Source organism: Thalassospira sp. UBA4513, assembly GCF_002388495.1.
Lineage (GTDB): Bacteria > Pseudomonadota > Alphaproteobacteria > Rhodospirillales > Thalassospiraceae > Thalassospira > Thalassospira tepidiphila.
Map to the genome: position 1 here is coordinate 70,890 of NZ_DGMR01000039.1, position 18,662 is coordinate 89,551.

17 protein-coding genes are annotated in these 18,662 nt (G+C 55.2%); 11 read left to right on the forward strand and 6 right to left on the reverse strand.

What is annotated here, in order from left to right:
* Positions 1-211 precede the first annotated feature (211 nt).
* Positions 212-973 carry a class I SAM-dependent methyltransferase gene (locus tag B2T33_RS17290; protein WP_197146225.1) on the forward strand — a complete coding sequence of 254 codons (762 nt, stop codon included), beginning with the start codon at positions 212-214 and terminating at the stop codon, positions 971-973.
* 6 nt (positions 974-979) lie between these two features.
* On the forward strand, positions 980-1,243 hold the full coding sequence (locus tag B2T33_RS20410) for a DUF1674 domain-containing protein (protein WP_197146224.1): 264 nt from the start codon (positions 980-982) through the stop codon (positions 1,241-1,243).
* Between the two features lie 85 nt (positions 1,244-1,328).
* Here B2T33_RS20410 and rpe read toward each other — a convergent pair whose 3' ends face one another.
* Together rpe and B2T33_RS17305 are read right to left on the reverse strand one after the other, a co-directional pair.
* Positions 1,329-1,994, reverse strand: coding sequence for a ribulose-phosphate 3-epimerase (gene rpe / locus B2T33_RS17300; RefSeq protein ID WP_197146223.1), 666 nt, complete (start codon positions 1,992-1,994; stop codon positions 1,329-1,331).
* A gap of 132 nt (positions 1,995-2,126) precedes the next feature.
* A complete protein-coding gene (locus B2T33_RS17305) occupies positions 2,127-3,473 on the reverse strand; it encodes an RsmB/NOP family class I SAM-dependent RNA methyltransferase (protein WP_197146222.1) in 1,347 nt (448 codons plus the stop codon).
* A 221-nt stretch (positions 3,474-3,694) separates the two neighbouring features.
* On the opposite strand from B2T33_RS17305, the gene B2T33_RS17310 reads away from it, so the two are divergent.
* The 4 genes from B2T33_RS17310 to purH all read left to right on the forward strand — a co-directional run bounded on the left by B2T33_RS17310 (position 3,695) and on the right by purH (position 10,316).
* Complete coding sequence (locus tag B2T33_RS17310) at positions 3,695-4,708, forward strand: MraY family glycosyltransferase (RefSeq protein ID WP_064780116.1); 1,014 nt, start codon at positions 3,695-3,697, stop codon at positions 4,706-4,708.
* 124 nt (positions 4,709-4,832) lie between these two features.
* The gene (locus B2T33_RS17315) at positions 4,833-6,782 is read left to right on the forward strand and encodes a polysaccharide biosynthesis protein (protein WP_064780115.1); all 1,950 of its coding nucleotides are present in this window, start codon (positions 4,833-4,835) and stop codon (positions 6,780-6,782) included.
* Between the two features lie 199 nt (positions 6,783-6,981).
* Complete coding sequence (gene hglS / locus B2T33_RS17320; protein ID WP_286792718.1) at positions 6,982-8,394, forward strand: 2-oxoadipate dioxygenase/decarboxylase HglS; 1,413 nt, start codon at positions 6,982-6,984, stop codon at positions 8,392-8,394.
* Positions 8,395-8,738: 344 nt separating this feature from the next.
* A complete protein-coding gene (gene purH / locus B2T33_RS17325) occupies positions 8,739-10,316 on the forward strand; it encodes a bifunctional phosphoribosylaminoimidazolecarboxamide formyltransferase/IMP cyclohydrolase (RefSeq protein WP_286792719.1) in 1,578 nt (525 codons plus the stop codon).
* A gap of 76 nt (positions 10,317-10,392) precedes the next feature.
* Here purH and B2T33_RS17330 read toward each other — a convergent pair whose 3' ends face one another.
* The 4 genes from B2T33_RS17330 to hemC are packed head-to-tail and all read right to left on the reverse strand — an operon-like array spanning position 10,393 to position 15,074.
* On the reverse strand, positions 10,393-11,817 hold the full coding sequence (locus tag B2T33_RS17330; protein ID WP_286792720.1) for a heme biosynthesis protein HemY: 1,425 nt from the start codon (positions 11,815-11,817) through the stop codon (positions 10,393-10,395).
* Positions 11,814-13,328, reverse strand: coding sequence for a COG4223 family protein (locus tag B2T33_RS17335; RefSeq protein WP_286792721.1), 1,515 nt, complete (start codon positions 13,326-13,328; stop codon positions 11,814-11,816). The genes B2T33_RS17330 and B2T33_RS17335 overlap by 4 nt, the downstream gene beginning before the upstream one ends.
* Positions 13,329-13,385: 57 nt before the next feature.
* The gene (locus B2T33_RS17340) at positions 13,386-14,093 is read right to left on the reverse strand and encodes a uroporphyrinogen-III synthase (RefSeq protein WP_286792722.1); all 708 of its coding nucleotides are present in this window, start codon (positions 14,091-14,093) and stop codon (positions 13,386-13,388) included.
* A gap of 36 nt (positions 14,094-14,129) precedes the next feature.
* A complete protein-coding gene (hemC, locus tag B2T33_RS17345) occupies positions 14,130-15,074 on the reverse strand; it encodes a hydroxymethylbilane synthase (RefSeq protein WP_286792723.1) in 945 nt (314 codons plus the stop codon).
* A gap of 289 nt (positions 15,075-15,363) precedes the next feature.
* On the opposite strand from hemC, the gene tsaD reads away from it, so the two are divergent.
* The 5 genes from tsaD (at position 15,364) to B2T33_RS17370 (ending at position 18,625) form a co-directional block, all read left to right on the forward strand.
* A complete protein-coding gene (gene tsaD, locus B2T33_RS17350; RefSeq protein ID WP_008888586.1) occupies positions 15,364-16,422 on the forward strand; it encodes a tRNA (adenosine(37)-N6)-threonylcarbamoyltransferase complex transferase subunit TsaD in 1,059 nt (352 codons plus the stop codon).
* Between the two features lie 68 nt (positions 16,423-16,490).
* The gene (locus B2T33_RS17355; protein ID WP_197146215.1) at positions 16,491-17,495 is read left to right on the forward strand and encodes an NAD(P)H-dependent glycerol-3-phosphate dehydrogenase; all 1,005 of its coding nucleotides are present in this window, start codon (positions 16,491-16,493) and stop codon (positions 17,493-17,495) included.
* A 102-nt stretch (positions 17,496-17,597) separates the two neighbouring features.
* Positions 17,598-17,876: a YciI family protein gene (locus B2T33_RS17360; RefSeq protein WP_197146214.1), complete on the forward strand. Its 279-nt coding sequence runs from the start codon at positions 17,598-17,600 to the stop codon at positions 17,874-17,876.
* Positions 17,877-17,879: 3 nt separating this feature from the next.
* Positions 17,880-18,293, forward strand: coding sequence for an EVE domain-containing protein (locus B2T33_RS17365; RefSeq protein WP_197146213.1), 414 nt, complete (start codon positions 17,880-17,882; stop codon positions 18,291-18,293).
* Positions 18,290-18,625 carry a Rieske (2Fe-2S) protein gene (locus tag B2T33_RS17370; RefSeq protein WP_197146212.1) on the forward strand — a complete coding sequence of 112 codons (336 nt, stop codon included), beginning with the start codon at positions 18,290-18,292 and terminating at the stop codon, positions 18,623-18,625. Before B2T33_RS17365 ends, B2T33_RS17370 begins: the two co-directional genes overlap by 4 nt.
* The last annotated feature ends 37 nt before the right edge of the window (positions 18,626-18,662 follow it).

An 18,662-nucleotide genomic window follows, 5' to 3' on the forward strand; every position in this document is an offset into this window, starting at 1 on the left:
TTTTGCTCGTACGCTTGGAATAGCGGCTTTGGGCGCGCCGGGAAAGAGTCTGTTTTTCCCAAATTTTTGTCCGCATCCACTGTTTGATTCCAAAGGCCTGAAATCATGTGGGTTTGCGCATGTCGTACTGATCAGCTTGAAGCTTGCCGATTTTGCATCGGGGCGCTATTCCTGTGCTTTGCACTAACGCCAAAAATAAGGTGAACAGTTAATGTCGGGCACCGAGAACTACAAAAACGTATATGACGATGATTTCTTCGCCTATACATCAGGGATCTCATGGAAATCAGCACAAAAGGTTGTTCCGGTTTTCAGAGAACTTCTGCCGTTTTGTAAAAGTGTTGCCGATTTTGGCTGTGCTGAGGGCGTTTGGCTGAAATGCTGGTTACTAAATGGTGTTGAAGATGTTGTCGGTGTTGATGGTGATTACGTCAATACTGAGGCTCTTCACATTTCCAAAGAGGCGTTTTTTGCACGCAATCTGGATGAAGCAGTTGATCTTGGGCGCCGTTTCGATGTGGCGTGCAGTCTGGAGGTTGCTGAGCATCTCAGCCCTGAGAGCTCTCGCCAATTCGTGCAATCCCTGACCCGCCACTCCGATGTTGTGATTTTCTCGGCCGCTCCCCCTGGGCAGGGAGGGGAATTTCATATGAACGAGCGGGAGTATGACGAGTGGCGCTCGTTCTTCCGTGACGAAGGCTATGAAGCATATGATTGTATCCGCCCGAAATTGAAGGGCTTTCACGATGTTTCATTTTGGTATCGCTACAACATCGTTCTATATGTGAAGCAGACAGTTGCTAACAAATTGCCGGAAGCCATCAAGGCAACCAAGGTCGATGCGAATGCTAAAATTCCGGATATTGCACCTCCGATCTTCAAGCTCCGGAAGTCTATCGTGAAATTGCTTCCGTATGGTGTGCAGAACAGACTGGCTGCACTAAACTCCAAACTCAGAAGCATTGCAGGATAAGGAAAGATGGCTGGAAAATTCCGCGAAACCGTCATCCACGAAGTTCCCAAGGAAAAGGCAGAGCCGCAGCCCGAAACAAATACGGCATCTGACGAGATTGCGGGGGCAGAAGCCGCTCCACAACTTTCTCAGGACGCGATCAATGCGCTTGCCGAAGCCAAGGCCGCCAACGAAGCTGCCGCCAAGGCCCGCGAGATTGGTGGTCCCAAGGGCCCTGAGCCGACCCGTTTTGGCGATTGGGAAAACAAGGGCCGCTGCATCGATTTCTGATCTGAGCGCGCTTAAAGCAGATACGAAAAAGGCCGGAGCATTGTGCCCCGGCCTTTTTTGTTTTTGCGATCAGCAAGGCAGCGCGTTACGCGCTGCGGATGGCCTTGATGTTGTTGGCATATTCAGACGGGCCACCCTTGAAGGTGGCGGAACCAGCCACCAGGACGTTCGCACCGGCTTTGATTACCTGTGGGGCGATTTCCGGGTTTACGCCACCATCGACTTCAAGGTCGATATCACGGCCGGTGGCATCAATCATCTTGCGGATGCGTTTGATTTTCTCAAGCTGGCTCGGGATGAATTTCTGGCCACCAAAGCCCGGGTTCACGGTCATGACCAGAACCAGATCAACCATGTCCATGACATACTCAATGACACTTTCCGGGGTCGACGGGTTGAGCGAGACACCGGCTTTCTTGCCCAGTGACTTGATCAACTGAAGCGAGCGATGCAGGTGCGGGCCGGCCTCGGCGTGGATGGTGATGATGTCAGAACCGGCATTGGCAAATGCCTCGATATAAGGATCGACCGGCGCGATCATCAGATGCACGTCAAAGACCTTGTCGCTGTGCGGGCGCAGAGCCTTGACCACGTCCGGGCCAATTGTGATGTTCGGTACATAGTGGCCATCCATCACATCGATATGGATATAGTCAGCACCGGCTTCGTCAACAGCGCGGACGTCAACGCCAAGCTGGGCGAAATCAGCCGAAAGGATCGAAGGTGCGATTTTAATATTTGACGTGGTCATGCGTCACAGGTCCTGAAGCGATATGGGATACGGGAAATTCGGGCTTCTCATACCCCAGATTACCCCACATGTCACCCGAATGGGACTCATGGCAGCTCTGTGTGCGCCAAACCCGAGTCTTCTGTCCGGAAATCAGGATTTTTTGACAAGTCGCGCACAGAAAAAGCCATCCATGCCGCCAAAATCGGCCATGTGAATGGGCAGAATGCGCAATTCACCCGCATCGTTGATTGCCTCATCCCAGCCACCCAGTTCGTCGGCGGTGATGGCTTTGCGTTCATAGTTCGGATGATCCGCCAGGAACGATTTGACCTGATATTCACCTTCTTCGGGTTGCAGCGAACAGGTGCAATAGATCAGCTCGCCACCGACATTCAAAAGCTTGTCCGCCTGATTAAGCAGCTTGGTCTGAATCGGCAGAAGCGATTGCATCAGCTTGTCATTCTGACGCAGCAGAATGTCCGGATGGCGGCGAATGGTGCCTGTGGCTGAACAGGGTGCGTCCAAAAGAACCGCATCGGCGCGCGGCGTATCAGGCGCAAGATCGGTGGCATCGCCGGTTACGACAGCCGCACCAAGCGATACACGCTCTAGGTTTTCAAACACGCGTTTCAGGCGACCTTCGGATTTATCGACCGCAATTGCACTCGCACCAAGGGATGCAAGCTGCATGGTCTTGCCACCCGGTGCCGCGCACAGGTCATAGATGGTTTTGTCCTTGTAAGCCGAAAACAGCGTTGCCGGAATGGCTGCTGCTGCGTCCTGCACCCACCAGTCGCCATCCTTGTAACCCGGAAGATCACGGATACGGCGACCCGGTTCAAGTCGCACCGATCCGGTCGGCAGGACAATGCCATCCATCTTTTCGGCCCACTCGGCGGTCTGGCTGCGATCCTTGATCGACAGATCCAGCATCGCGTGGCCAAGGCTTGCTTCGGCAATGCCTTGGGCGATCTCGGCGCCATAGGCCTTTTTCCAGGATCCGCGCAGCCATGCCGGGATGTTGAGCTGCCAGTCCTCAACGCCTTCCGGCCATTCAAAGCCATCACGCTGCAAGCCACGCAGAATGGCATTGATCAGTTTGGTGTATTTATGCAAACCCGCATCACGCGCCAGATTGACCGTACTGTCGACCGCACCGTAGTCAGGCGTATCCATAAAGAACAGCTGCGCTACACCAAGCCGCAGGATGTTGGTCAAGCGTGCTGCGACCCGGTCCTGTGGTGGTTGATAACGCGGGGCAAGTACGGCATCAATTTCGCCCAGATGGCGCAGCGTGGTGCCAAGCAATTGACGCAGGAAATTGCGATCAAGCGACGGCAGGCCATAGCCATGCTTTGACAGAAGTTCGTCCAACGTCACTTCACCGCCGCGCAATTCCTGCAGGGTTTTAAGCGCAAGCATACGCGGATCGGGTGCCTCAACCGCCTGTTTGCGGGGGGCATTGCGCTGGGATGGACGGGAACGACGTTCTGCCAAAGGGATATCTCCGGTTTTAGTTTATGTGCTGTAGTTAAGCGCAGCATGGCAAACTGTAAAGCATCAACCATGGTTTTGCGTGGCATGGCTGCTCTGTGCGGCTGTGTCGGGAATGGTGGCAGGATGGTGCGGGGCAGGGTGAAAAGCCTTGCGATAGGGAATGGGTCCGGCTAATCCAGACGGATCAATCTGATGGGGACAGGGACAAGGGCGATCCAACGATGACTTTTGCCGGACTTGCGACCTTTGCAAGCATCTTTCTGATCGGCTCGATGTTGCTGACGTGGGTGGTTCTGAACTATCTGCGGCGCAAGGCGATCCTTGATATGCCAAATCACCGTTCCAGTCACGCTGTACCGACCCCGCGTGGCGGCGGGCTTGCGGTGACGCCGCTTTTGATTGTGCTGGTTGCGGTCGTTTTTGCCTTTACCGGTGTTTCGGCTATTGGTGAATGGCTGATGCTGGGGGCCTGTGCCGGGCTCGCGTTGCTCAGTTGGCTTGATGATCGTCATGACCTCTCCGCGGCCAAGCGTTTTGCTGTGCAATTTATTGCGGTGATCATTGGCATATTGGCCCTTGATAAGCCGGTTCTGGGTGGACTGGTGCCGATCTGGCTGGATCACGTGTTGGTGGTGTTGGCTTGGGTGTGGTTCATTAATCTGTTCAATTTCATGGACGGGATTGACGGGATTACCGGGGTCGAGGCCGGGTCAATCGGCCTTGGGATTTTTGTGCTCGCGCTTTTTGTGCCGTTGCCGCAATTCATCGGGCTTGGCTATATCGGGCTTGGCATTCTTGCGATCATGATCGGGTTCCTGATCTGGAACTGGCATCCGGCGAAGCTGTTTCTCGGAGATGTCGGATCAATCCCGCTTGGCTTTATTCTGGGATGGCTGTTGTTAAAGGTCGCCTCCGAAGGGGCATGGGCCATCGCACTGATCTTGCCATCCTATTATCTGTTTGATGCAACATTTACCCTGATCAAACGCGCCTTGCGGCGCGAGAAAATCTGGCAAGCGCATCGCGAACATTTCTATCAGAAAGCCACCCAGCGTGGGTTTTCGCATGCCCGGGTGTCGATCATGATCCTTGCCAGCAACCTTATTCTGATTGCTGTTTGCTTTGCCCAAAGTGATACGCCGGACTGGATGCGGGTGATTGCAGCACTGATCGTTGTGTTGGGGCTTGTCGGTATGATGGTGAGAATGCCGGTTCGCGAAACACCCGGCACCTGATCGATCAGACTATTACGTGCATTGCTTGACTTGATGTGAGCAGAGCGCGAAAAGAAACCCTTATCCGTCTGTCGCCAAGCGGGTATATCCTTATAAAAACAGAAATCTGCCGGTAAGGGACCGCATGCTGCGATTATTTCAGCGAAGCCATATTGCCTTTGTCCATGACATCATCATGGCGGCACTTTCCTTCCCGTTGGCGCTCTATCTTCGGGTGGGGGACGGTGTGGTCTACTATGCGACGCAAAATATTCTGTTTTCGTCTGGCATTTTCACGCTGATCGCAGCCGTGTCCTTCTGGTATTTCGGTCTGTATCGTGGCATTTGGCGCTATGCATCGCTCAACGATGTGATCCGTATTGCCAAGGCCGTATCGGTTGCTGTCGCGGTTCTTTTTATTGTTCTGTTTCTGACCACACGTCTGGACTGGATGCCACGTTCGGCGCCAATCATTCAGTGGTTCCTTCTGATGGCCTTGCTTGGCGGGGCACGCCTGACCTATCGGATTACCAAGGACAAATCGACCGCACGCGCACTGGTGCGTCAGGGAACAGCACGTGTTTCGGTCTTGTTGATCGGCGCGGGCGATGAGGCAGAAGCCTTCATCCGTGAAACCGAACGATCTGCTAATACTCCGTTCAAGGTCATTGGTATCGTTTCGCTGACTCAGGGCCGGGTTGGTCGCAACATGCATGGTGTTGACGTTCTGGCGACTGTCGATCAGCTTGAAGATGTCATTCAGAAATTACAAAAGGGCAGGCATGGCTTGCCGCGCCGATTGGTGCTGAGTGGTGATGCACTGCGTCATGAAGACAATGCCAAGTGGGTCGAGATTGCTGATCGCTATGGCATGACCCTGGCCCGTTTGCCCAAGCTGGGCGATCTGCGTGAAGGCTTGGCCGATCCGCTGCAAATCCGCCCGGTGGCGATTGAAGATTTGCTCGGTCGCCCGCAGGCGCGACTGGATCGCGATCGTGTGCGAGAAATGATTGCTGGTAAGCGGGTATTGGTGACTGGTGCCGGCGGATCAATTGGTTCGGAACTGGTGCGTCAGATCGCATCTTATGGCCCGGACAGCCTGACCTTATTGGATGCCGGGGAATTCCAGCTTTACGCCATCGATATGGAAATGGCGGAAAAATATCCGGATTTGCCGCGTGAGAGCATCCTAGGGGATGTCCGCGATCAAACCCGCATCGGTCAGGTTTTTGATCTCTACAAGCCCGAAATAGTGTTCCATGCGGCGGCTTACAAGCATGTGCCGCTGGTCGAACACAACCCCAATGAAGGCATTCTGACCAACACGCTGGGCACGCGTAATGTGGCTGAGGCCTGTCGTGCCGCCGGTGTGGGCACAATGGTTCTGATTTCAACCGACAAGGCGGTGAACCCCGCCAATGTCATGGGCGCATCAAAGCGGCTGGCGGAATGTTATTGTCAGGCGCTGGAGACCCTGCCGCTTGATCAGCGCGGGTCGACCCGGTTTGTCACCGTGCGCTTTGGCAACGTTCTGGGTTCTACCGGGTCTGTGGTGCCCCTGTTCAAGCGCCAGCTTGAGGCGGGTGGGCCGCTGACTGTCACGCATGAAGGCATCACCCGATACTTCATGACCATTGCCGAGGCGGTGGAACTTGTTTTGCAATCAGCTGAACTTGGGCGCCACGGGGTGACCGAGGGCGGGAAGATCTTCGTCCTTGATATGGGCCGCCCGGTCAAAATCATCGATCTGGCGCGACAGATGATCCTGCTGTCTGGCTTACAGCCGGACAAGGACGTGGAAATCAAGGTCACCGGTTTGCGCCCGGGTGAGAAGCTTTATGAAGAGCTTTTCCACGATTCCGAACCGCCTGTCCAGACCGAGACCGATGGGGTGCTTTTGGCTGCCCCGCGTGTGGTGGATTATGGCCTGATCAAGCAGGTCTTTGATGCTTTGGAAGACAGTGCCACCAACCGCAACACTTCCAAAACGCTGGAGCTGATCAGCCAATTGGTGCCGGAATTCCAGCCGCCCGAGATCGGTGTGAAGTCGATCTTTGCAGGTAGCAACGGCAGTGAAACCGAGGCAGCCTCTTAAAAGCTGCTTCTCACTGCATTTCCAATTGTTGTTTCAATGATCTGCACGTTCATTCTTTGATGGAATGAATTCGTGCCAAATTGTCGTTTGTCATGCCCGAAACCGGATCATATTTTGCCATCCTGATGATGAATGGGAATGATTTTGCCGAGTAAGGCCATTCCACAGGTTCAATGTGATTCCGTCTTTTGGAGGCCCCATGTCGACAGACGCCTTTGTCCATCCCGATGAAATCCGTTCGATGTTTTCAAGCGCGATGTCCGACATGTATCGCAGTGAAGTGCCACAATACGGCACCCTGATGGAGCTGGTTTACGAGATCAATCAGAACAAACTGGAAGCCAATCCCAAACTTGCCGACAGCCTTGAATATAATGGCGAGCTTGAGCGTATCGACCTTGAACGCCACGGCGCGATCCGGCTCGGCAAACCAGAAGAGCTTTTTAATATGCGCCGCCTGTTTGCGGTCATGGGCATGCATCCGGTGGGCTATTATGATCTGTCTGTTGCCGGTGTGCCGGTACATTCAACGGCCTTCCGCCCGATAGACGAGGAAGCGCTTAAACGCAATCCGTTCCGTGTCTTTACCTCGCTCCTGCGTCTTGAATTGATCGAGGACGAGGATTTGCGTCATCAAGCCGAAAGCATCCTTGCCAAGCGCAACATCTTTACCGCGGATGCCACTAAGCTGATTTATCTGGCAGAGAAAAACGGCGGCCTGACCCGTATACAGGCCGAACAGTTCGTTGCCGAGGCACTGGAAACTTTCCGTTGGCATAGCGATGCGACCGTCACGCTTGAAACCTACCAGAAGCTTCATGACGCCCATCGCCTGATTGCCGATGTGGTCTGCTTCAAGGGGCCGCATATCAATCACCTGACGCCGCGCACCCTGGATATCGATGCGGTGCAGCAAGACATGCCCAAACGCGGCATCACGCCAAAGGCAATTGTCGAAGGCCCGCCCGCACGGTCTTGCCCGATCCTGCTGCGCCAGACCAGCTTCAAGGCGCTTGAAGAACGGGTGAACTTTATCGGTGGTCGTCGTGATGAAACGGTTGGCACCCATACCGCCCGCTTTGGCGAAATCGAGCAGCGCGGGATTGCCCTGACCGCCGAGGGTCGCAAGCTTTATGACACGCTCTTGGCCGCGACCCGTCATGCGGTGCAGATCAATGCCGGTGGATCCAACGCACGTGATTACGAAACAGAACTGGCAGAGCGTTTCCGCGCTTTCCCGGATGATTATGAGACCTTGCGCGTCGAAAAGCTGGCCTTCTTCCGCTATAGCCCGACCAAGGCTGGTCTGAATGCGGCCAAGAAAGGCGATCTTGATCCGGTAACTGCGATCAATGAACTGGTCGATCAGGGCTATCTGCGCGCCGATCCGATCATCTACGAGGACTTCCTGCCGGTCAGTGCTGCAGGGATTTTCCAATCGAATCTTGGTAGTGACGAGCAGAAAAACTATTCCGAACAATCCAACCAGGATGTGTTCGAGCAATGCCTTGGTGCGCCGGTTCGTGACGAACTTGCGCTTTATGCCGGGCTTGAGCACGCCTCACTTGCTGATGCGCTCAAAACACTGGGCGTGCGTAAAAACGTTGCCTGATCCGACACTTGGTAAAATCGGAACGGGGCGGCAGCGATGCCGTCCCGTTTTTTGCTGGACGACAAGGTTTGCTGGCCTGATTGTTAAAAGCCGCCATGCAAGAATTCGGGGTCCACATTTTGCGTCGCACATGCTAAAGCTCCGCGCGAAACATGGTTCGGACTCATTGATCATGTGTCGGCCCGGATTGGATAAACCTTTTTCCGATCCCTTATAAAGGCCGGTTTGCCCGCACACTTTCATTTCGCATGCACGAGCAGCCATGCGCATTCCTGATTTTGTGGGCCGATATATCATCAATGGGTCCGCAACCTTCATCACATTGATGCATGAAAGCGAACCCAATGACTGCTCGTATTGCGCGCGCGCTTATTTCCGTTTCCGACAAGACCGGTCTGGTCGAATTTGCCAAATCCCTCCACGCACAGGGCGTTGAAATCCTGTCAACCGGTGGCTCTGCCAAGGCGATCGAAGCTGCTAGCGTGCCGGTCAAGGAAGTTGCCGATCACACCGGTTTTCCCGAAATCATGGACGGTCGTGTCAAGACTCTTCATCCGAAGATTCACGGTGGCCTTCTGGGCCGCCGTTCTCTTTCCAGCCATATGCAGGCCATGGAAGATAACGACATTTCCCCGATTGATCTGGTTTGTGTGAACCTGTATCCGTTTGAGGAAACCGTTGCAAAGGGTGCCGATTTCGACACCTGCATCGAAAATATCGATATCGGTGGCCCAAGCATGATCCGCTCTGCGGCCAAGAACCACGAGTCCGTGACTGTGGTTGTTGATCCGTCTGATTATGACCGCGTCGTTGCCGAGATGAAGGGCAATCAAGGTGCCACCACTGCTGAAACCCGCCGCGTTCTCGCCGCCAAGGCGTTCGCCCGCACCGGTGCTTATGACTCGGCAATTTCCAGCTGGTTTGCTGGTGAACTTGGTGAAACCTTCCCGCAGCGCCTGAATGTTTCTGCCGAACTGAAACAGACGCTGCGTTACGGTGAAAACCCGCATCAGCAGGCTGCGTTCTATACCAACGGCAAAAACCGCCCGGGTGTGGCCACCGCGACCCAGCTGCAGGGCAAGGAACTGTCGTTTAACAACCTGAACGACACCGACGCCGCGTTCGAACTGGTATCCGAGTTCGATGAAAAGCCGGCTGTTGCGATCATCAAGCATGCCAACCCGTGCGGCGTTGCCGAGGGTGATAGCCTGATTGATGCCTATCACAAGGCACTGTCCTGTGATCCGGTATCGGCCTTTGGTGGCATCATCGCTGTCAACCGTACGCTTGATAAACAGACGGCCGAAGAAATCGCCAAACTGTTTGCCGAAGTCGTGATTTGCCCGGATGCAGATGACGCGGCCAAGGAAGTTCTGGCAGCGAAGAAAAACCTGCGTCTTCTGGTCACCGGTGGCATGGCCGATCCGGAAGGTGAAGACATGACCCTGCGTTCGCTGGCAGGCGGTTACCTGCTTCAGAACCGCGATGCTGGTCGTGTGAAACGCGAAGAGCTTAAGGTCGTGACCAAGCGCAAGCCGTCCGAGGCAGAGCTTGATGACCTTCTGTTTGCCTTCCGCGTTGGCAAGCACGTCAAATCAAACGCCATTGTCTATGTCAAAGACGGCAAGACCGTCGGTATCGGTGCTGGTCAGATGAGCCGTGTCGACAGCTCGCGCATTGCCGCGTGGAAAGCCGAAGAAGCTGGAAAGAATGCTGGAGAGAGCGATCTGCGCACCCAGGGCTCAGTCGTGTCGTCTGATGCGTTCTTCCCGTTTGCCGACGGCCTTCTGGCAGCCGTCAAGGCGGGTGCGACCGCTGTGATCCAGCCAGGTGGTTCTATGCGTGACGAAGAAGTCATCGCCGCAGCCGATGAAAATGACATTGCCATGGTCTTTACCGGCATGCGTCATTTCCGCCACTAGGCGTTTCGGACTTTAAAAGCAAAACCCCGCAGGGATGCCCTGCGGGGTTTTGTGTTGATAGCATCAGAACGAAACATCAGGCTTGGACGGTTGCCTTGCCATCTTTGGCGTCATCCGAGTCTGTATCCTGATCAATCAGGACGCCAGTTTGTGTAATCGCAGATGGTTTTGCGGTTTCCGGTTTTGCGGTTTCCTTGGCGGCGTCATCTTGATGAACACGAAGCGGTGCGCGCCAGTCGACACTGCCAAACGAATGACAGGACGGGCAGGAAACAACCCAGCGGTCAGTTTCGGCTCCACAGGCCCCGCAACGCCAATCCGGATCCGGGTTGGCGTGGCTTGCCTTGATCAGCAACTCACGGGCCTTCGCGCCATCCTGATTTTCACGCAATTCAAGATCGGCCAACAGCCGGTAATGCCGGGCTTCGGCCTTGGTGGCCTTGGCCTTTTCAAGGTTGCCGCGCGCAATACCCCAAAGATCGGCTTCAAGCGCTGCTTCGGCCAGAACAATCTGGCTTTCGACATGACCGGGGTTGGTCGCGACGAGTTTTTCGACCGCTTTGACTTTTGCCAACGGATCGCCGGTCAGCGTTTCACGGAAAATCGCACCCAATGCCGCCGACGGGGCTGTGCGCCAGCTTTGCATCACAACGTCGCGTGCCTTGCTATCCTGTTTCAGATCACGATAGAGCCCGGCCAGAAGCACAGCCGCACCGGTGAAATCGGGTGCAGAATTCAGCGCCTTGCGCAAAAGCTTGGTGGCTTCTGCGTTTTCGCCCTCGGCAATCGCGTCTTCTGCCTTGGCCGTGATCAAAAGCGCCCGGCGATGTGTCAGTTCGTTTTCGCTAAAGACGGCGGCCTTTTCTGCATCAACCAACAGGCTAAGCGCCCGGTCCCAGCGTCTTGAGGTCAGCAGCAAGTCAAACAGTGTAACGATGACCGCCGGATTGCGTGGACGCAGACGGTGTGCCCGTTCGGCATAATCAAGGGCGGCTTCGCGGTCATTGGACTTCAACGCCAATTGCAAAAGGCCCCTCAGCCCAAAGAATGCGGAGTCGGGTTTTTCCAGCATGGCTTCAAACTGGCGCTTGGCGGCGTCATTATTGCCGTCCAATTCTGCCGCCTGTGCTGTCAAAAGCCGGGTCAGGGTATCGTCTTCAAGATACCGGTCGACCGCACGGGTATGTTTCAGCGCCTGGCGCACGTCTCCTGACGCCAGTTCCAGCAATCCCATGGTCAGGGCTTGCTGGCCTTTCTTGCGGCGGCGGCTGCCCAGCAGACGGCCAAGCCAGCCCGGCGAATTGGCAATGATTGTCCACCCGCGCCACAGCAGGACGAGCACGGCGGTTAGCGCCAAAAGGCCCAGCGCGACCATGCCGATCGATCCATCAAAGCGATATCCTAGCCAGACAATCGTCATGCGGCCCGGATTATCGGCAAACCAGACGGTGCAGAAAACCAGTGCTGCCGTAATAAGGATAAATATCAGAAGGCGGATCATTGACTGCCCTCCGAACTGGTACTGGTCAGAATGGTAATCACGTGTGAACTCAGAGTCGCAATTGCCTGATTAAGGGTCTGACGGTTTTCGGCAGCCTCAAGCCAGTCACTTACCGCGGCCGCAGCGTGATCGCCTTCTATACCCTGAAGGGCGGCAACAGCGGCATCAAGATCATCCTGCGCCAACGCGTTTTCCGCCAGAACCAGACGACCTTCAAGCGACTCTTCGCCTGCGGCATCAACACGCCGGATCGGGACCAGCTTTTTGATGTTCGCCCAAGTTGCATCAAGGACACTGCCCGAATGATCATCGGTGGCGGCCGCAACTGCTTCCTGTGCCATCACCGGGAAAGACTGACGCAGTTTTTCAAGGGTCGGTGCACCTTGATCTGCCAACGGTTTCAGGGTTGCGATCTGTTCTGCAATGACTGCGTCATCGCCTGCACTACGTTCAAGCTGGTTCAGCGCAATGACAAACGGGCCGCCACGCTGAAGGGCATCACGCAGAATGGTCACGGCCATGGCAATGGCCTGACCGCGGCTTTCAACCCGCAGGCCGCTGGTCGCGCGGATTTCTTCCTCCATGGTCGACAGGCGGGCAGACAGCTCGCGCATTTCATTGGCAACACCAGCCAGTTCGCTTTCGACCCGTGCCAGCTCCTCAATCGGGGCGGTACGGGTTTCGATCTCTGCCATGCGACGTGCAACCGTGTTGTTCAGCGTATCGCCGCGTTCGTTGTTCAGACGTTCGCGCAGAGCATCAATCGTCCCTTCCAAACGCGACAGGCGTTCGGTCAGGTCCGGATCAATGACAACAGATCCATCCGGGATGGGCTGGGAGTTCGCGGTCGAGGCGCTTTCATCCGTAACAGTCGGAAGCATCCCCTCGGTCGCCAACACGCCGTCATCCTTTTCGGCCATGGCGGCATCTTCGTTGGGGGCCGGAGGCGTTGTACCATCAGATGAACCATTGTCTGACGGGGTGTTGTTGACTGTAATCTCGCTGCCATTGGTCGCATCCGGGCCGTAGCCCTCAGGTGCGATTTCGGCAAGAATGTCGCTTGGTACATACTGGGTCAGAACCGGTTCTGCATCGCGCCACCAGATTGCGCGTGTCAGCCAGCCTGCTGCCAGGGCACCGACGATAATGATCACAAACAAAAACAGCGCTTTGCCACCGCCGCTTTTCTGTTTTGCGGGCGCGCTCGATTTCGCTGCCGATGACTTTTTATCGTCACCGGGTTTGGTGTCGGATTTTGACGTGCCAGTTGCTGCGGTAGTTGTGCTGCTTGCGGTTTTGTCCGCAGGGCTGCCGTCCTTTTTCGCGGTGGTGTCACCAGATTTGACCGTACCTGAGTTTGGCACGCTGGATTTGGCATTTGTGCCGGTATCGGCCGCTTTGGCCGACGATTTCGCATTGCCTTTGCTATCTACGGAAATGGTGTCGGACGACTCTTTGGTGTCGGCCGATTTTGCGGAAGCATTGGTTTTTGGCGTTTCTGGTGTTTTCACGATCAGACCATTGCAGTTTGCGGTTATTCCCAAGACGGCGTCAGGCGCAGGAAGCCATTACGACAGGGACCCTAGCTCGGAAAGAAGGTATTCTTGTGTCGGTTGTGATGCAACGCGTGTTCTATACCATGTAAGATCGGATATCTTCGATTGCACCGCCGGACTTAGGCAAATCGCGCTTGTTCCGGAAAAGTCTCTCTCAAGCTTATAGCTGCGGACCAGCTTAACAAAGGTTTCCGCAGTGCGGGGAGAGAAAAATAAAACAGCTTCAATATGATGATTGCGAAGCGCCTCTAAAACGTCTTCTGGGAACGAATTGCTTTCGCGTGCTTCATAAACGGTTTGCCGATCGACGTCATATCCATCAGCCAAAAGCATCTGGCCAAGATCACCCGCCGTTTTACGCGCGGCTGGATGGAATAGTGGTCCATGTGCGGGATCAACTTTTTTGCGAATTAACGCTGCCAGATCGTTGATGTCACCATTTGCCGAACAAACATCATCAAAGCCAAATGTGGCGCACGTTCTGGCTGTCGCGTCGCCAACACAATAGGCCGGAAGCGACCGATCCCCGGTCAGTTTGGCAAATGCCCGGGCCCCGTTCGCCGATGTGAAAATTACTGCTTGGTATTTCTTGATATCAAGCGGGCTTGTCGGCACCGGAAAGGTAATATTCAGCATTGGCGCCGACAGGTGACGATAGCCGCGCTTATCAAGTGCTGCCAAAAGGTCGGCAGAGTCGGTATCGGGCCGGGTATTTAGCACCAAGGGTCCCATCTGCGTCCCAGTCTGTTACCAAGATCAGGCGGAAATGAAGTCCGGTCCGCCACGTTGCTTGAGTTCTTCACCGGCGTCCGTGCCAGCCGCCATCGCTGTTGCGATATCCGGTTTGGCGATCATGCGCTCGGTATCAAGGCGTTCGCTGCCGTCCGGGCGCACAATCGATACACGCAGGCGCAGGCTGCCATCATCCTGAAACTCGGCCAGTGCTGCAATCGGGGTGCGGCATGATCCATCAAGTGCCTTAAGCGCTGCACGTTCTGCTGCCACGCGAATGGCAGAGGTTTCGCAATGAAGTGCAGCAAGCCAGTTTTTGCACTGTGCATCATCTTCGCGGACGGTAATGCCGATGGCGCCTTGCGCAACCGCTGGCAACATATCGTCTTCTGAAATCGGGGCTGTGGCGATGTCAGGCTGCCCCAAACGGTTCAGGCCCGCCATTGCCAGAAGCGTGGCATCAACCTGTTCTTCGCTGAGTTTGCGCAAACGGGTTTGCACATTCCCGCGGAATGTCACGACCTTGAGGTCGGGATATTTGTTCAGGATCATGGCCTGACGACGAAGGCTGGCCGATCCGATCACGGACCCGGCGGGCATTTCGGCAAAGCTTTTATATTTCAGCGAAATAAATGCATCACGAACATCTTCGCGTGGCAAAATGGTTGGCAGGATCATGCCATCGGGCAGAACAGTTGGCACATCCTTCATGCTGTGAACAGCAAGGTCGATCTCGCCACCCAGAAGGGCATCATCGATTTCCTTGGTAAACAGTCCCTTGCCGCCGATTTCCGACAAGGCACGATCCAGGATCTTGTCGCCGGTTGTGGTGATCACGGTGACGGCAATTGCGCCTTCTTCGGCAAGTTCCGGATGGGCATTTGCCAGTTTGTCACGGACCTCATGCGCCTGTGCCAAAGCGAGGGGCGAACCGCGGGTACCGATGCGAAGTTTTGCTGTATCTGTCATGAGTGAAGTCTTAGTCTTAAAACTGTTTAAAAACAAGGTCTGCGGGCAGCCTATTACCACCGGCAAAAGGCTGAATTTTCGGTTATTGTAATCGCTCGAAACTGGGCTGCATTGATTTAGGTCGCGGTTCAAAATCTTCGCTGCCTTGGTGAAGCGCGATAACTGCATATGGCACTTGCGCTGCACGGGGGTGGAAAGCGCAGGAACTTTCCGCTACATCATCGTCACACCTGTAATAGGATTCCGATTGCCGTCCGTGTCGGCAGAGTTGGTAAAACGGATCAGGATCATGATCGTTCTGGGTATCGAAACAAGCTGTGATGAAACGGCCGCTGCTGTCGTGAACGACAAGCGCGAAATTCTGGCAAACCGTGTGTTGTCCCAGCTTGACGATCATCGACCCTATGGCGGGGTGGTGCCGGAAATTGCGGCACGTGCCCACCTTGAACATCTTGATCGTCTGGTGGCCGAGGCCATGGATGATGCCGGTGTTGATTTTGATGATCTTGATGCCGTTGCCTGCACCGGGGGGCCGGGGCTGATCGGTGGCGTGATGGTTGGTACCATGACGGCCAAGGCGATTGCCTTTGCCGCCCAAAAACCGTTCCTTGCCGTCAATCATCTGGAAGGTCACGCGCTGACTGTGCGTTTGACCGACGACGTCGCATTTCCCTATCTGCTGTTGCTGGTGTCCGGTGGTCATTGTCAGGTCCTGATTGTCGAGGGTGTTGGCAAATACAAGCGCATCGGCACCACCATTGATGACGCGGTCGGCGAGGCGTTTGACAAAACCGCCAAGATGATGGGGCTTGGTTATCCCGGTGGTCCGGCGCTTGAAAAGATTGCCGCCAAGGGTGATCCGAACCGGTTCGGTTTGCCGCGCCCATTACGTGGAAGGCCGGGGTGCGATTTCTCCTTCTCGGGTCTAAAGACAGCTGTTCGGACTTATCTTGATGGCTTTCCGGTCGAACAACAAACAGATGAGGTCAAAGCCGACCTTGCCGCATCTTTCCAGCGCGCGGTGGGTGATACCCTGATTGATCGCGCGCGCAATGCCGTGTTTGAATTCATGCGCGATTACCCCGGTGGCAAAACGCTGGTGCTTGCCGGTGGGGTTGCGGCCAACAAGTATCTGCGTGGGCGTCTTGTGGAACTGACCGATCAGGCCGGGATGGAACTGGTCGCACCGCCGCTTCATCTTTGCACCGACAATGCAGCGATGATTGCATGGGCCGGTCTGGAGCGGTTTCGTTTGGGTGAGCGCGATGATCTTGATTTCAAGCCGCGTCCGCGCTGGCCACTGGATCCTGAGGCCCCCAAACGCCCGGGTGCCGGGGTCAAGGCGTAAGGCCCATCCAGCGTGTTTGACGTATTTGCCGATCCTCGAAACAACTTCATTTTTGCCGGACAAACATCATGAAAAAGCGCATTACAGTTGTGGGTGGCGGTGCTTGGGGAACGGCTCTGGCTGTTCAGGCTGTGCGGGCCGGTGAAGACGTTGAACTGATTTTGCGCAACGAAGAACTGGCCGACCGGATCAACACCAAAGGTGAGAACGATCTTTACCTGCCGGGTGTCGAGCTTCCGGGAGCCTTGCGCGCAACCACACATTACGAAGGCCTGCGTGATTCTGATGCGGTTTTGCTGGTGACACCTGCGCAGCATTTGCGCGAAACCCTGATCAAATTGTCATCGCATTGGCCAGATCAGCTTCCGGCGGTAATTTGCTGCAAGGGGATTGAAAAGGAAACTGGTGCGCTGATGGCACAGGTCGTTTCTGAAACCCTTGGAAACGTGCCGGTGGCGGTCCTTTCGGGGCCGACTTTTGCCAAGGAGGTTGCAATCGGCCTGCCAGCCGCAATCACGCTGGCCTGTGAAGATCGTGCCCTGGGTAAACGCCTGGTCGAGTTGATCGGCACGCCGGAATTCCGTCCCTATTTCAGTACCGATGTCGCTGGTGTTGAGGTGGCTGGTGCGATCAAGAACGTTCTGGCGATTGCCAGTGGCGTGGTGGCCGGACTGAAATTGGGTGATAACGCTCGTGCAGCCCTGATTACCCGTGGTATTGCCGAAATGTCGCGTCTGGCGGTTGCCATGGGTGGCCGGGTTGAAACCATGCTGGGCTTGGCCGGCCTTGGTGACTTGACCCTGACCTGTACCGGGACGTTATCACGCAATTACACCTTTGGTGTTGCGCTGGGCGAAGGCCGCAAGGCACAGGACATTCTGGCCGAACGCCGGTCCGTGACCGAAGGCGTGCATACCGCGGCATCCATCACCGCCGTCGCCAGCAAATATGGTGTGGAAATGCCGATCTGTGCGGCGGTTGATCAGGTCGCCAATCACGATGCGGATCTGCGTAGCACGATCAATGCCCTGTTGCAGCGCCCGTTCCGTGATGAGCTTGAAAACGCCGATTAAATTCTGGCCTTGTGGTTGTTGACCGCGCAGTTCGGCTTGAGAATGCGCGGGGCTTCTGTCAATTTATGGATATTGAACCCATAAAGAAGCAGGAAACCGTTCATGCATTTCTACATCCGTTGTGTTGACAAGCCCGGCCACCTTGATGTGCGCAAGGCCAATCGCGAAGACCATCTGGCCTATATCAAAGGCGGTTTTGCTGATCGCATTGTCGCAGCTGGTCCGACCCTTGATCCCGACATGGAAGGCATGAACGGCTCGGTCTTTATCATCGAGTTTGATGCCATCGAAGATGCGCGCGAATTTGCTGCCAATGATCCTTATTCCAAGGCTGGCCTGTTCGAATCCGTTGTTATTCGTCCGTTCAAGAAGGTCTTCTGATCCATGGCGTATTGGCTGGTCAAAACCGAACCGGGAAGCTGGTCGTGGGACGATCAGGTCAAGAAGGGTGTCGAAGGCTGGGATGGTGTGCGTAACCATCAGGCAGCGAAGAACCTGCGCGCGATGAAAATCGGCGACAAGGCGTTCTTTTATCACTCGGTGAATGAAAAACGCATTGTCGGGATTGTTAAAGTGGTGCGCGAATATTACCCGGATCCGACCGACGAAAAGGGCAAGTTTGTTCAGGTTGATTTCGAAACGGTCAAACCGTTGAAAACGCCAGTGACCCTTGCCGATATCAAGGCTGATCCGCGCTTTGCCGATCTCGCCCTGCTCAAACAATCACGATTGTCTGTCATGCCGATTGATGACGCGTCTTGGGCGGCGATCTGCGAGATGGGCGGGGTCGATCCATGAGTGATTTGCCTGCGCCCGGCACGGTGCTTTGTGCGCTCAGCGATCTCGATGCTACTGGTGCCAAGGGTCTTAATCTCGGTGGTACCGGTATTTTCGTTGTCCGCAGTGGTGACGAGGTCTTTGGCTATATCAACAGCTGCCCGCATATCGGTGTGCCGTTGGATATGGAACCGGATGAATTCATCAGCGACTTTGGCGATGAAATCATCTGTTCAACTCATGGCGCACGCTTTCGCATCGAGGATGGCGAATGCGTTTCAGGTCCGTGCACGGGCGATGCGCTTGAACCGGTTGCGGTGAAAATAAAAGGCGATCAGGTCGTTCTGGCCTGATCGTCTGCCGTACCCGAAATTGATGCAAAGACGGCGA